18 protein-coding genes are annotated in these 12782 nt (G+C 45.0%); 13 read left to right on the forward strand and 5 right to left on the reverse strand.

Annotation, left to right across the window (positions count from 1 at the left end; all coding sequences use genetic code 11):
- Nucleotides 1-180: 180 nt before the first annotated feature.
- The 4 genes from rsgA to Cabys_RS16815 form a co-directional block, all read right to left on the reverse strand.
- Nucleotides 181-984: a ribosome small subunit-dependent GTPase A gene (gene rsgA, locus Cabys_RS16800; protein WP_169833730.1), complete on the reverse strand. Its 804-nt coding sequence runs from the start codon at nt 982-984 to the stop codon at nt 181-183.
- Nucleotides 985-1109: 125 nt separating this feature from the next.
- Nucleotides 1110-2429, reverse strand: a complete 1320-nt coding sequence (locus Cabys_RS16805) for a thymidine phosphorylase (RefSeq protein ID WP_006928210.1) — start codon at nt 2427-2429, stop codon at nt 1110-1112.
- 224 nt (nt 2430-2653) lie between these two features.
- Nucleotides 2654-3136 carry a hypothetical protein gene (locus Cabys_RS16810; RefSeq protein ID WP_006928209.1) on the reverse strand — a complete coding sequence of 161 codons (483 nt, stop codon included), beginning with the start codon at nt 3134-3136 and terminating at the stop codon, nt 2654-2656.
- Complete coding sequence (locus tag Cabys_RS16815; RefSeq protein ID WP_006928208.1) at nt 3133-3594, reverse strand: DUF2085 domain-containing protein; 462 nt, start codon at nt 3592-3594, stop codon at nt 3133-3135. Before Cabys_RS16815 ends, Cabys_RS16810 begins: the two co-directional genes overlap by 4 nt.
- Nucleotides 3595-3829: 235 nt before the next feature.
- Between Cabys_RS16815 and queG the strand changes: the two genes are divergently transcribed.
- Entirely contained in the window at nt 3830-4783 is a 954-nt protein-coding gene (queG, locus tag Cabys_RS16820; protein ID WP_006928207.1) for a tRNA epoxyqueuosine(34) reductase QueG, read from the forward strand.
- Nucleotides 4784-4921: 138 nt separating this feature from the next.
- Entirely contained in the window at nt 4922-5374 is a 453-nt protein-coding gene (locus tag Cabys_RS19915) for a hypothetical protein (protein ID WP_150125345.1), read from the forward strand.
- 155 nt (nt 5375-5529) lie between these two features.
- Here Cabys_RS19915 and Cabys_RS16830 read toward each other — a convergent pair whose 3' ends face one another.
- Nucleotides 5530-5997: a helix-turn-helix transcriptional regulator gene (locus tag Cabys_RS16830; protein ID WP_006928205.1), complete on the reverse strand. Its 468-nt coding sequence runs from the start codon at nt 5995-5997 to the stop codon at nt 5530-5532.
- A gap of 70 nt (nt 5998-6067) precedes the next feature.
- On the opposite strand from Cabys_RS16830, the gene Cabys_RS19705 reads away from it, so the two are divergent.
- From Cabys_RS19705 to Cabys_RS16880, 11 genes are all read left to right on the forward strand, one after another.
- Complete coding sequence (locus Cabys_RS19705) at nt 6068-6238, forward strand: helix-turn-helix domain-containing protein (RefSeq protein WP_006928204.1); 171 nt, start codon at nt 6068-6070, stop codon at nt 6236-6238.
- 65 nt (nt 6239-6303) lie between these two features.
- Complete coding sequence (locus Cabys_RS16835) at nt 6304-6771, forward strand: phage regulatory CII family protein (protein ID WP_006928203.1); 468 nt, start codon at nt 6304-6306, stop codon at nt 6769-6771.
- 150 nt (nt 6772-6921) lie between these two features.
- The gene (locus Cabys_RS16840; protein WP_006928201.1) at nt 6922-7119 is read left to right on the forward strand and encodes a hypothetical protein; all 198 of its coding nucleotides are present in this window, start codon (nt 6922-6924) and stop codon (nt 7117-7119) included.
- Between the two features lie 10 nt (nt 7120-7129).
- Nucleotides 7130-7405: a hypothetical protein gene (locus Cabys_RS16845; RefSeq protein ID WP_006928200.1), complete on the forward strand. Its 276-nt coding sequence runs from the start codon at nt 7130-7132 to the stop codon at nt 7403-7405.
- 38 nt (nt 7406-7443) lie between these two features.
- Nucleotides 7444-8361, forward strand: coding sequence for a hypothetical protein (locus tag Cabys_RS16850; RefSeq protein ID WP_006928199.1), 918 nt, complete (start codon nt 7444-7446; stop codon nt 8359-8361).
- 165 nt (nt 8362-8526) lie between these two features.
- Nucleotides 8527-9021: a regulatory protein GemA gene (locus Cabys_RS16855; protein WP_081475032.1), complete on the forward strand. Its 495-nt coding sequence runs from the start codon at nt 8527-8529 to the stop codon at nt 9019-9021.
- Nucleotides 9022-9045: 24 nt separating this feature from the next.
- Complete coding sequence (locus tag Cabys_RS16860; protein WP_006928197.1) at nt 9046-10614, forward strand: hypothetical protein; 1569 nt, start codon at nt 9046-9048, stop codon at nt 10612-10614.
- A 139-nt stretch (nt 10615-10753) separates the two neighbouring features.
- Entirely contained in the window at nt 10754-11707 is a 954-nt protein-coding gene (locus Cabys_RS16865) for an AAA family ATPase (protein WP_006928196.1), read from the forward strand.
- Between the two features lie 23 nt (nt 11708-11730).
- The gene (locus Cabys_RS16870) at nt 11731-11949 is read left to right on the forward strand and encodes a hypothetical protein (RefSeq protein ID WP_006928195.1); all 219 of its coding nucleotides are present in this window, start codon (nt 11731-11733) and stop codon (nt 11947-11949) included.
- Between the two features lie 38 nt (nt 11950-11987).
- Complete coding sequence (locus Cabys_RS16875; RefSeq protein ID WP_150109261.1) at nt 11988-12215, forward strand: hypothetical protein; 228 nt, start codon at nt 11988-11990, stop codon at nt 12213-12215.
- Between the two features lies 1 nt (nt 12216).
- The gene (locus tag Cabys_RS16880; RefSeq protein WP_006928193.1) at nt 12217-12750 is read left to right on the forward strand and encodes a host-nuclease inhibitor Gam family protein; all 534 of its coding nucleotides are present in this window, start codon (nt 12217-12219) and stop codon (nt 12748-12750) included.
- The last annotated feature ends 32 nt before the right edge of the window (nt 12751-12782 follow it).

Raw genomic sequence — 12782 nt, forward strand, 5'->3', positions numbered from 1 at the left:
GAAATTAAACTAACTTAATAATAATAAAGGAATTATGTGTCATACAACTGTCAAACTCAAGTTTCAAAATCATTTGGCAGGCAAACGACGAAACTGACCATGAATGTCTTATTACAATTCGCATTGTCTTTGTGTGGTGGGATAAATCAAAAGCTTCAATTTCTCTTGATCCGCCAAATTTCAGGCAAAATTCTTTAATGAATCAACCAGGTTAAGATACGATTCGTAACGCAGGGGATGCACCTCGCCGCGAGCCAGAGCTTCTTTTACGGCGCACTGATCTTCCGTAATGTGCTGGCAGTCGTTAAACTTGCAGTTGTCGGCAAGCTCGACAAACTCCCTGTAAAAAAGGCGAGCTTCGGCATAATGAATATCAATAAAATCCAGCAATTTCAAGCCGGGCAGATCGATGACGCGTGTGGCAGGAGCCATTTCGTACACCTTAACGCGCGTGGTAGTATGGCGCCCCTTTTTAGTGGAAGGACTTACTTCGTTGACATGAATTTTAAGCTCAGGCGCCATGGCGTTTAACAGACTGCTTTTCCCAACGCCAGAATGGCCGGCCAGAGCTGTGTCGTGCCCCTTTAAAGCCTCAAAAAGTTCGTGAATTCCTTCGCCGCTGCTGGCCGAGGTTAAATAGACCGGGTAGCCGATCTTGCGATACATTTCGGCTATTTCCTGCGCTTCTGACAAATCTTCCAGCAAGTCAATCTTATTCAGACAAATAATGGCTTTTAATTGCTCCAGCTCAGCCAGCACCAGAAAACGATCGATCAGGCCGGTTTTTATCGGCGGCTCCACAAAAGAGCTGACAATGAGCAGTTGATCAATATTCCTGGCCAGACGCCGAATAAAAGGAATGTGACGGGCAATGTATTTGGGCACATCGCCGCTGTGGATGATCTCTTTTTTTTGATCGATGCCCGCCTTGGCTTTAAGAAAATGGCGGATGCGTCGCTTTTGTTTTTTTGTTAAACGGCCCATGCTGGTTATTTGACACATCCCCGAAAATGCCGTTAAGATTTAAATAACCGGGGGCATTATCACCTTTTGCCCTGTCCTTTTCTGTCTGGCTTTTCAAGGGATGAACGGAATTTGCCTCCTTATCTTCAAAAACTATCTTTATCTAAAAACTCGAAAATCAAAGGCTCGGGTTCTGGTTTTGTGGCCTGGTACGTAACGGCCTGCCGCAGTCGCTGCACCACCGACTCAAGAACGGCTTTCCGGTCGGTAAAAACGGTCATGACAGGCTGGCCTTTTTGCACTTCTTCACCGGCCTTTTTATGGATGACAATACCGGCTTTGGGATCGATCTGATCGTCGGATTTCTGACGCCCCGCGCCAAGAGATACGGCCGTCAGACCAACTTCCAGCGCATCGATGCGCTTAACAAAGCCGTCCTGATCTGCCAGCACATCCTGACTGTATTTGGACTGCGGATAGGTTTCGGGCTGTAAAAGAAAATAGGCGTCTCCATTTTGAGCCTTGACAATTTCCAGAAATTTTTCGCGCGCCGCGCCGGAGCTTAACAACTCTTTGGCCTTTTGTTTACCTTCTTCAATGCTTGGCGCTTTTTGGCCTAAAAAGATCATGGCTCCGGCCAGGGTTATGGTAATATCGATTAAATCCTGCGGACCGCCGCCGTTCAGCACATCCATGCACTCCATGATTTCCAGCCAGTTGCCAACCGCCCGGCCCAGCGGCTGATCCATGTTTGTCAAATAAGCCAGAGTATGGACGCCAAAGCGTTCGCCTGTCAGGATTAACTGTCGCGCCAGCTCTCTGGCCTGATCGTATTCGCGCATAAAAGCGCCGGAACCGGTTTTAATATCCAGTACCAGAGCATTGATGCCCTCTGCGATTTTCTTACTCATGATGCTGCCGGTAATTAACGGAATGGATTCAATGGTTGCCGTTACATCGCGCAGGGCGTAGATTTTTTTATCGGCCGGCACTATGGTTTCTGTCTGGCCGATTAAACAGGCGCCCACTTTTTTCAAGATGGATTTAAATTCATCGATCTCCAGATTAACCCGGAATTGCGGAATGCTTTCCAGCTTATCCAGCGTTCCGCCGGTATGTCCCAATCCTCGCCCGGAAATCATGGGCACCGGAACGCCGGCCGCCGCTACAATCGGCGCCAGCACGATGGAGACTTTGTCGCCCACCCCGCCCGTGCTGTGCTTATCGACTTTGACGCCGGGAATTTCGCTCAAATCCACCAATTCGCCTGAATGCAGCAGGGCTTCTGTATAAACGTGCGATTCTTCCTTATTCAGCCCGCGAATGAACATGGCCATTAAAAGAGCCGACATCTGATAATCAGGAATGGTTCCGGAGGTATAACCTTTGATCACAAATTCAATTTCTTCTGCCGCTAAAACGTAACCGTCTCTTTTCTTTTTAATAATCTCATACATGCTCAGCATAATCCAGTCCTCTTTTAATTTTCTGAAAACTCTAAAGCTAATCATTAAATGAACCAAATAAAAATTTTTTGTAAAAACCAGACCCTCTGAAACGTTGAACAGGTAGCGTTAAAGGCAAGAAGGAAACGATTTTAAGGACCATGACAAACAGGCTCCCCGGCGTTGTTTTCAATTCCACAAAATCGCCCCATTTAACTTACCGGCAGGGATTCTGGTTGCACCATTTATTTAGAAGATCGTTTAATCAAAAACTTATTCATTAAAAAACTGCCTAAAAGCGTAAACACCGGGAACATAATCAAATTGCGAATTAAAATCGCCATACCGGCAAAGCCCTGATATTCCGGCTTTTGCAATTCATAATACAGGTCCTCCCACAGAGGGGGCAAATCTTCCATACTTTCCAGAGCCTGGGTTAACCACTCCACCTGCCAGTTGCCGTAAAACTGATAAACGATGAATTGCAAAATAAAAGCCATAACCGCCCCCACAAGCCCCGCAGAAAGCCCAATGTGAATGACCTCCGGCGTGGTAAAAAACGCGCGATCTTCCAATTTTTTGCTCAACAACCAGATGGGCAATATACCGCCCGAGATGATTCCCAGACAACAAAAACAATTAATGAGGTTCAATAGCGGAAAACTATCCGTTGCGGCCGCGGTTAATGCGCCCACAAAAATAGCGAAATAGGTATCTTGTTTGTTCATTGCTTTCCTTTCTTAAAAACCCGCTCCGGCACGATCGTTATTAAAAAAATGATTAAAAGTATTCCGGAAACCAGTCCGCTAATACTTCTGAGTATTTTAAAATTTGAGTAAAGTCCAACAGCTTCCGTACCAATCTCAAGGATTAAAAAGATCAAAAACGAAACATAAACAGCCTCTGGCAGGAAAAGGCGTTTTTTCAGCATAATCATTACCAACCCCGCAGCCATGCCCAGGTAAATGAAGGTACAACGAACACACAACGCCATGGGCAGACCCTTAATAAAAAACGACCGTTCCGGTTGTTGATGACAGGCCGGATCCAATAAAAAATAGATGCCCGTTCCGATCCACTGAAAAAGCGCGTGAGAGCTGCCGACCAGCAGGGGCGCCAGAGCATTTAACAAATTGAGAACTAACAATCCCACTAACAGCAATTTCAGATAAAAAGAACGTTTCATCTTCTGTCCGTTTTTCTTAAGGCCAAACTTATCAGAAATTGGCAAAAAATGCAAACCTAAAGTATGGGATAAGATAAGCGAAACCGGCATCCAGAAAGCGAGCTGACGGACAGGGCAAAAACCTTTCGCGTCAATGTCACTAAAATCTGAATCGCCAACAAATTCCGTAAAAGCCTTTCAAGTCTGGAGTGACTCTTCTCTTTCCATTTGTCTTTTATTTCAGTAATTTGAGATCATGACAAAAGAAAACTTAACCCGAGCGATTAAGCAAATCGCCATGGAATTAAAGTTTGACAGGGTCGGCATTGCGCAGGCCGAAAAAACGCCGGGCGCCGCACAACTGGACGAATGGCTTGCCCAGGGCAAACACGGCGAGATGCTCTGGATGGAAAAATACCGCGACATACGCAAAGACATTCGTAAGTTTTTTCCGCAAGCCAGATCGATTATCATGGTTGCCTTAAACTACTACACGCCCTACCAGATTAAAGACAACCCACACACGGCCAAAATCAGCCGTTATGCCTGGGGCAGCGACTACCACAAAATCTTAAAAAAGAAATTGAAACGCTTTTTATCCGAATTAAAAAAAATAGATGACGGCATGGAGGGCCGGGCCTTTGTCGATTCCGCGCCGGTCATGGAAAAACAATGGGCGGTGCTGGCCGGTATTGGCTGGCAGGGAAAAAACACCAATGTGCTGACGCGCGACATGGGCTCCTGGTTTTTTCTGGGAGGCCTTGCCGTTAACCGCGAGCTGATTTACGATCGGCCGCTTCAAGACTATTGCGGCAGCTGCAACGCCTGTGTTGAGGCCTGTCCAACCGACGCGCTAAAGCCCTATGAACTCGATGCTAACCGCTGCATCTCTTATTTAACCATCGAATACCGCGATAAACCCATCCCCACTGAATTGGGCGGCAAACTGCATAATTGGGTATTCGGCTGCGATATTTGCCAGGATGTTTGTCCCTGGAACCGATTCGCCAGAGAGACTGAAGAACAGCGCTTTCATCCCAAACAGCCTGTATTGGTTAACCCGCCGCTGACTTTTCTGCAAAAGTTGTCGCCCAAAGATTTTGACATGTTGTTTGCCGGGACACCGGTGCGTCGCGCCAGATATGCCAACTTTAAGCGCAACGTGCAGACGGTGATGGATAGCCGGCCGGGGCAAGATAAAAAGGCTTAGTGGTTAAGGAGTTTAACGCTCGAATGGTTAATTAGAAACCGGCCAACACCGGCGCACATTACACCGGCGGAGAAAATTCTCATTGGCAAGTCTTCCACCTCTCCCAGACTTTTATTATGGGAGAGAGGGAGCGAGGGGGTGAGGGCTACTCCGGTGAATACCTGCCATCGTCGGTCGGTAAAAAAGTATAAAGGCTTAACGCTCGAATGGTTAATTAGAAACTGGCCAACGCCGGCGCCCATTACACCGGCGGAGAAAATTCTCATTGGCAAGTCTTCCACCTCTCCCAGACTTTTATTATGGGAGAGAGGGAGCGAGGGGGTGAGGGCTACTCCGGTGAATACCTGCCATCGTCGGTCGGTAAAAAAGTATAAAGGCTTAACGCTCGAATGGTTAATTAGAAACCGGCCAACGCCGGCGCCCATTACACCGGCGGAGAAAATTCTCATTGGCAAGTCTTCCACCTCTCCCAGACTTTTATTATGGGAGAGAGGGAGCGAGGGGGTGAGGGCTACTCCGGTGAATACCTGCCATCGTCGGGCGAAGGTTTTCAATAAACAATTCAACTCCAGAAAACAACCATTTTTGTAAAACCGAAATAAGCCTTGATTAGGGGATTGAGATAAATTCATATTAAAACTGAGATAATTTAACTAAATTTAAATATTGAAATTATGACATGAAAATAAGTATTTTTTAATGTGCGAAATTTGGTATTTTTTGAAATTATTTTAAACATTAAATTTTCACGCTTTCTTTAATTCAATAATAATTTCCTTCAAAAGTTTAATCTGATTAGAAAGAGATATATTTTCAGTTTCAAGTTCTTTAATGCGATTTTTAAGAGCTTGAAGGCGTAATGTATCTGCAGCGTCTTCTTTGTCAATTTTTTTTAGTTCTTCTTTTAAATTGGCTATTTCTTTTTTAAGGCGCGCTATTTCCTGCTCTTTAGCCTGATATTCTTGCGTATGGTCGTTTACCGCGCCGGCAGGCGATGGCTCCAGGAACATGCTGCCCTGACCGGTGAGAAGCCAATTTATATTTAGGTTTTTGCATTTTGCAAACACAAGATCATAATCAATACTGTTTCTTGACTTCCATGTTGATATAGTACTTCGAGTAACTCCCAAAAAGTCAGCAAGGCGCGAATCATTTTTAATATTGTACGCAATTTTTAAACGTTCTAATATTTCAGATACATTTTTTGTTTGCATAATGAGATCTTTTGTATTATATTTGTAAACAAACGTTAACAAATTTTAATAAAAAAAGAGGACATGTTTTATGCCCATTAAAAATTTGACCTTGATAAACCAGTCGGAAATAGCCAGAAAACTGGGTATTTCCAAAGCGTACGTAAATATGATCTTGCACGGCAAACGCAAGAGCGACAAGTACGAACAGGCTATCAAAGAACTTATAAATAAGGAATTGGGCGCCCATAGGGCCGCTTAATTTCCTTATTTCATTATAAAAAGCAATCTAATACTAATCCATTAAAAAAACAACAGGTGATTTTAATGGCTCATTACACAACCATTAAAGAACTTTTATACGAAACCATTCATCGAAGCAAAAAAACAGTACCTCAAATTGCCGATGAGATGGGGATTTCGGCTAATTATTTGTATCGGGCTGGTTTGCCGACGGACGGTTCGGGCGTAAAATTTCCGCTTGAGTTTTTAGTTCCTTTAATGAAGACTACTAAAAATTACAATATCTTAAAACATCTGGCTCGATTGTGCGGCTTTATCCTGGTAAAAGAACCGCGATTTCGAGGATACCGCGGGGATGAGATTGACCTGGTTGACGAATACCAGGAAGTAACAACTAAAGCGGTGCGCTTACTTAAAACATTTTTATCAAAGCCCACATTCGAAAACTATAGCCAAACAGTAAATGCCCTGGATGCCGTAATGGAAAAAAGCGCGCAAGCGCACCGGTACGCACAAAAAAAGGCCAGAGGTCAATTGGAGCTGGATTTATGAGGACAAAAGTTTGCCGCCGATGCGGCGGTAAGGCATACCAGGTAACTATTTCGACATTCCATTATTTTTATTTTGGCTATGTATGCGCAGAATGCGGGAGAATATTCCCATCTTTTAAAATAAATCAAAAAACAAAAAAGCGGAGGCAATATGCGAGTAAGCGTATTTAACGTTGAGTCTAAAAATAAAACGCTTAGTTATGCTTATGTGAATGGCGCAGAGGCTTGCTCCAGGCATTGGGGAGTAGCATTGCTTAAGACCTGGTGGCGTTCTTTGTTTTTGAAAGAACGCTATTCATTTCTGCAGCGGATGGTTATTTTTCGCAAATATTTTATTCATTTGAATTAAGGGGGCGGCCATGAAAAACAAAGCGCTGATCCTATACCGCAGAGGCTTTACCTACGAACGCATCGCAAAAACATTGGATATTAGCGTTCGGCACGCCATCCGCCTGGTAACGGAAGGGCGCGATGAGATTGATAAAATAATGCACGATATTGCCAAAAAAGGTTTTGAAGACGCCGCCTGGTATGCGCTGGCCAGCGAAGCCGGTTTAACGCTTAACGAAATTGCCAATCGGGTCGGGGTGAGCGTGCAGTTTGTGGAAGAGCGCATCCGTCCTTTTTTAAGATGAAAAGAGTAAAGATTAAACATTAAAGAAGGGGTTTGGTTATGAATGAAAAACAGGCGTTGGATCTCGTTAAAAAGGTTGACGAGGCCAAAGAGGAACTGCGCGTGTATGACGAAGAAGGCGATAAGGTTGTAAAAGTTTCTAAAAAGATGCAGGATAAGGCCTGGGAATTACACATGCGGGCCCAGGCGCATCTGTTTGAAGCGGCCAAATGTTTGTACCAGATCAAAGAAGAAAAGCTTTATCTGGCGCTGGGGTTTAGTTCGTTTCGGGCATACTACGAAAGTGTGGGAATGAAAAAAAGAACCGTATTTAAAGAATTAAATTTAGGTCAAAAACTACTTAATGCTGAAAAGGTGCCGACGTCGGCACCTTCCGTACACCAAAATGAGGGGGGGGATGGTGTACAAGAAGTGCCGACGTCGGCACTCGAAGGATTAGGGAAATCGAAATTAATTGAACTTGCCCGTCTATCGCAAGAGCAATTTAACGCTATTCTTTCAGGCGAAGAGATTGAAGTAAACGGCGAAAGGCTAAGTTTAGCCGAAGCGCGCAAACTGAGCGCTAAAGAATTAGCCAAACGCATTACGCGCGTGCAACGGGATAAGGAAGAGGTTAAAACAGGGGTTTTGAGAGCCAGAGTAAAGCAATTGGAAGCCACGTTAAAATTGCGTGAGGAAGAATTAAAAGCTACGGAGGCGCGCTTAAAACGCATTGAAGAGCTTGAAAAGAAATATGAAAAGGTGGAGAACGATCGGCGCAGGAAGTTAGAGCTTATCGGTCTGGCGCGCGAATACTTCAAGGACTTTGTAAAAATGATCGGCAAGGCAGAGATAAAGGCGGATGATGTTTTTGAGGTGCGCGAGGAGTTTTTTCATTTGTTTTCAAAAGTAAAAACGTTCTGGGAAAAGAACGAGGCGCAGTGGGCTGCTGTGTTGACGGAGTTTCTGGAAGAGTGAGGTGACGACGTCGTCACCTTCCGTACACCAAAATGAGGTAAAAATGGTGTACAAAGGGTGCAGTCAACTGCACTTTTCCCGCCGTGGCGGGAGAAGAATGACAGTTAGGAACGGTGACGCTGGCGTCACCTTTAAGAAAAAGCGAATTATAAAAAACAACAACTTATGAGTCCAGACGTCTGGACTTTTAGAAAATTGATTGAGGGGCAAGCAATGGCCAGTAAAAAGCAAATTAAGTTAATACGCGCGCTGGCGGCGCATCATTTTTACGATGATGATGATTATCACGATTGGCTTTTTGATCAATTCGGGAAAAAATCGACAAAAGAGCTAACCGGGCATGAGGCGCACGAGGCCATCCAGCTTTTAAGCTTCCGTAAAGCGCCCTTGCGCGTTGATGGCGGGCGGCATTATTCCGGCAGCGGGCGGGCCGGCGATGGACGCCATTTTTTAACGCAAGCGCAGGCTAATAAAATTGGCGCTCTGGAATATGCTTTAGGATGGTCTGGCAATCCGTTTCGGCTTATCGGATTTATCAAGAAGCAAACCGGAAAAAATAAAACGGTAGAAATGCTAAGCCGGAGCGAGGCGAGTAAGGTGATTATAGGTCTGGAGAAGTTGTTGGAAGAGGAGAGGATTGGCGATTACAATCATAAATAATAAATCCAAAAGGAGCAAAAAGCAATGGACGTAAGCGAAATCAAAAAAGAGATTGACCGCGCGCCGTGGGGCATGAAAACTGCTATTGTAGAGCAATACGCGGCGGTTCTTGGTATTAGCAAGCAAAAGCTCTATCGGCAAATCGAAAAGCGCTACGGCCCGAGCCGCGTTCGCAAAAAAGTTCAGAATAAAATTGACGATGAACTAATCTTTAAAGTGGCGCAACTTAAGGCAAAATCAATGACTTACAAAGGGCGCGAGTTGCGCACGGAAGACGCCATTTGTTTGCTGGAAGAGCGCGGCGAAATTCCCCGCGGCCTGTTAAAAGTGAGTACGGTAAACCGTCGTTTGCGCCAGGCTGGTTTTAGGCAAAAGAAAGCGGTAGCGCGCTTTGTGGAAGATTTTAGCAATCAGGTGCATTACATCGACTTTTCGCGCAGCGAATATATATCTATTAAAGGCTACGATTCGTTAAGCGGCGAATATTTGTTAGAGCTGAATGGCAAAAGCTTAAATTTAAAAAACAAAGAAAAAACGCTGGCTTTATGGCTGGCTGGTTTGCGCGACGGTAAAAGCGGTTTGCGGCTGGTGCGCTATTACGTGGCCACGGGCGAAAATGTGTACATGGGGCTAAACTTTTTGCAATGGGCCTGGTTCCGCGAAGAAGATGCGCACCCTTTGCGTTATGCGCCTTATTATTTACGCATCGATAACGGCGCGGTTGGCTCTAAAAAAGAAGTTACGCAACTATTAGAAGCGCTGGGCATTGAAAAGCGTTTGCCAGAGGCTTACAACCATAATGCAATGGGCAAGATCGAACGCACGTGGCGCACCTTCTGGCAGCGGTTTGAGCTTTACATTTTAATGGAAAAAGGCGAAGGCGCTATTTTAACGCTATCGGAATTAAACGAGCTGGCGTTCCAGTATTGCGTTAAGGAAGCCGAAGAAAAACATCCGCTTTATCGCAATGAAAAAAAGCGCGTAATTTACGAACGCGATTTATTGGCCTACCCGCCGCGCACGTTTGACGGCGATATTTTGCAGTTGGCCAGCTGGCCGCTGCGCCGCAAAGTGGGCAACGATTTAACCTTTAGCGTGGATAATGTTTTGTACGAGGCTCCTGAACGTTATCTTGGGAAATGGGTATTGTTGCACCGCAACCTGCGCGGCGAACTGGTAGGCCAGGGCGAAGAAGACGGCCAATATTTTGAAATTAAAGAATTTCGTCCGCGCGCCTGGGATAACTTTAGACGCTTTAAAGACACCTACCGCGAAAAAGCCTTAAAATCCTATGAGGAAAAGATCAAAGACGCAAGAGAAAAGAAAAAAGAAGAGAATCGCAAACTACTTAAAATGAAGCCTACCGCTAAGAATATTATTCCGGATAGCCCGCATTTTGAAGATGAAAGATCAAAGATGAAAGATGAACGGTTTTTAAGCGTTGACGCCGCCAAAATTTACATCGCGCGCGAGCTAAACGCGCGCAGTTACGCAGAGGTGGCGCATTTATTTGACGAATTGTTAGCGGAAACACTTGAAAAAGAAAAGATCGATACCATTATCAAAATTTTAAAACAAAAGGAAGCTATTTAAGGATGTTAGCGCGAACGTCAAAATCATATAAACCAAAAGTAAAGTCTCCTGAAAAGGGGATGTGTGGCGGCAGGGCTCAAGGGCTTAATGAGGCTTGTTGGGCCCTGTTTTAAAAAAAACAAATAAAGGAGGCGTAATTATGAAGTTCAGGTCAAGCATTCTGGCGCAATTTGGCGTAAAGCCCAGAGATTGGCGCGGTTCGGCTTTTATGAGGGCGGCCAATAATATTTTAGAAGGCATTGAAGACGGTCTTTTTCAGGCGGTAATCGGCGAATGGGGCGGCGGCAAAAAGACGCTGATGGCTTACGTGATCGATCAATTGATCAAAAAGGGCGGGCATGTGGTGATTTACCTGAAGATGCTGGACGATACGCGCGTAACCATCGGTCAGATCATGAACGCCATGATCGCGGAGCTTTCGGACGGTGGCGAACGGCCCTACCGCGACACGTTCGCCAAAAAGATGCAATTAGCAAAACTTTTAGGCATTAAGGTAAAGGGGGCTGAAAAGCGTAAGGTTACGGTGATTATCGAGCAGAGCCAGCACTTACACGGCAACACCATTCGCGCTTTAAAGGAACTGCGCGAGCTTTCGTTTTTAGGCGAAACGGAACTGTTTGGCGTTGTTTTGATTGGCCATAAGAGTTTGCGCGGTAAAATAATGGCCCTGCCAGATGTGGCGGATCGCGTGGAATTTGAAATTTTAACGGAGGAATACGGCTGGATGAATTTGGAGTGCAGAAAAGAATATTTAAAAGCTCGTTTTGGCAAAATATTAAGCGACGCAATGCGCGAACAGGTAGCTCTTGTGTGCAAAACGCCTTTGCAGATGGACCGCTTTGTTTATGAAAAGATGAAAGAAGTATTTTTGCGCGGCGACGCCCGGTTTAAGGAAGAAGATTTTATGTTAGAGCTTAAAGAAATGGTAAAAGCGCATGGCCTAAGCTACCAACGCATTGCGGAAGCGACCGGCTACGGAAAGACAACCGTGGCCAGAGTGATTAACGGCGAATACTACAATCCGGAAACCATTGCCCGCGTAAAGAATGCCATTGCCAGGCTGACCAAAACGACCGTAAACCTGGCTGGATAAGAGAAAAAAAAGAGGAGATAACAATGTTTGACAAAAAAAACCGCCTCATCCGCAGAGGGATGTACGTACGTTACGGCGGCCGAATTTACAAGGTTGTTTATATTTTTTTTCGCACCATAGTTTTGAGCGACGGTAAGCTCAGGCTGGCATTAAAAACGCCTAAATTATCATATCCGGTGCAAAACTTAGAAATCGTGGTTCCGGCGAAAGAAGACGCGTTAAGTTTTGGAGAGATAAAATGACGGCCTCTTCGTCAGCATCAGGAAGCATAGAAGCGAGAATGCACAGGTTTTACAAATGGTGCCTCGCTGAGATATTAAAGGAGCACAAAAGCATCGTTTCGAACGGCGTTTATCTGGAAAACGCCAATTATCTTAAAAGGCTGCGAATCATGCCTTTGGTGGCCACCGCGCAGCTAATATATGATTTAGCCGAACAGGCCGGGCTATTATTATCTAACGAAAGCATTGAGCTATTTAACCAAATTAACCAATATAGGAGGAAGTAACATGGCACGCAAAAAAGTCATTATAAAAAGCAATCTAAATACCTGGGACGAGGTTAACGAAGCTTTGCGACAAATTGCTGAAAAACAGAGCTACGTTGACCAGGCAGTTGCAAAATATAACGAGGCTGAGGCTAAAAGACGCAAGGCGCTGGACGAGGTCGTTAATCCGGTAAAAAATGAAATTGCCGAACTGGAAAATGAAATCCGTTTGTTCTGCGAAGAAAACAAAGATGAATTCGAAAAACGCAAATCCAGAGAGCTGGCCAACGGCGTAGTAGGTTTCCGTTTAGGTACTCCTAAAGCCAAAAGCCTGAAAGGATTTACCTGGAAGGCGGTTTTAGAGATCATTAAACGCACGCCATTCAAAAAACAGTACATCCGCATTAAAGAAGACGTGAACAAAGAACAGATTATCCAGGATTATACCACGAAAAAAGTGGATGCCGAAACCTTGCGCAGTCTGGGCGTGGAAGTGGTGCAGGATGAAACATTCTGGTATGAAGTAAAAACAGCCAGCGACGCGGATGCTGCGTAAAAAAGTTTAGAGCGCAAGAGTAAATCTAATGT

The sequence above is a fragment of the Caldithrix abyssi DSM 13497 genome (assembly GCF_001886815.1).
GTDB lineage: Bacteria > Calditrichota > Calditrichia > Calditrichales > Calditrichaceae > Caldithrix > Caldithrix abyssi.

Coding starts and splice junctions, on each gene's coding strand:
- rsgA (WP_169833730.1), bottom strand. CDS start 984: ATGGGCCGTTTAACAAAAAAACAAAAGCGACGCATCCGCCATTTTCTT.
- Cabys_RS16805 (WP_006928210.1), bottom strand. CDS start 2,429: ATGCTGAGCATGTATGAGATTATTAAAAAGAAAAGAGACGGTTACGTT.
- Cabys_RS16810 (WP_006928209.1), bottom strand. CDS start 3,136: ATGAACAAACAAGATACCTATTTCGCTATTTTTGTGGGCGCATTAACC.
- Cabys_RS16815 (WP_006928208.1), bottom strand. CDS start 3,594: ATGAAACGTTCTTTTTATCTGAAATTGCTGTTAGTGGGATTGTTAGTT.
- queG (WP_006928207.1), top strand. CDS start 3,830: ATGACAAAAGAAAACTTAACCCGAGCGATTAAGCAAATCGCCATGGAA.
- Cabys_RS16830 (WP_006928205.1), bottom strand. CDS start 5,997: ATGCAAACAAAAAATGTATCTGAAATATTAGAACGTTTAAAAATTGCG.
- Cabys_RS19705 (WP_006928204.1), top strand. CDS start 6,068: ATGCCCATTAAAAATTTGACCTTGATAAACCAGTCGGAAATAGCCAGA.
- Cabys_RS16835 (WP_006928203.1), top strand. CDS start 6,304: ATGGCTCATTACACAACCATTAAAGAACTTTTATACGAAACCATTCAT.
- Cabys_RS16840 (WP_006928201.1), top strand. CDS start 6,922: ATGCGAGTAAGCGTATTTAACGTTGAGTCTAAAAATAAAACGCTTAGT.
- Cabys_RS16845 (WP_006928200.1), top strand. CDS start 7,130: ATGAAAAACAAAGCGCTGATCCTATACCGCAGAGGCTTTACCTACGAA.
- Cabys_RS16850 (WP_006928199.1), top strand. CDS start 7,444: ATGAATGAAAAACAGGCGTTGGATCTCGTTAAAAAGGTTGACGAGGCC.
- Cabys_RS16855 (WP_081475032.1), top strand. CDS start 8,527: ATGAGTCCAGACGTCTGGACTTTTAGAAAATTGATTGAGGGGCAAGCA.
- Cabys_RS16860 (WP_006928197.1), top strand. CDS start 9,046: ATGGACGTAAGCGAAATCAAAAAAGAGATTGACCGCGCGCCGTGGGGC.
- Cabys_RS16865 (WP_006928196.1), top strand. CDS start 10,754: ATGAAGTTCAGGTCAAGCATTCTGGCGCAATTTGGCGTAAAGCCCAGA.
- Cabys_RS16870 (WP_006928195.1), top strand. CDS start 11,731: ATGTTTGACAAAAAAAACCGCCTCATCCGCAGAGGGATGTACGTACGT.
- Cabys_RS16875 (WP_150109261.1), top strand. CDS start 11,988: ATGCACAGGTTTTACAAATGGTGCCTCGCTGAGATATTAAAGGAGCAC.
- Cabys_RS16880 (WP_006928193.1), top strand. CDS start 12,217: ATGGCACGCAAAAAAGTCATTATAAAAAGCAATCTAAATACCTGGGAC.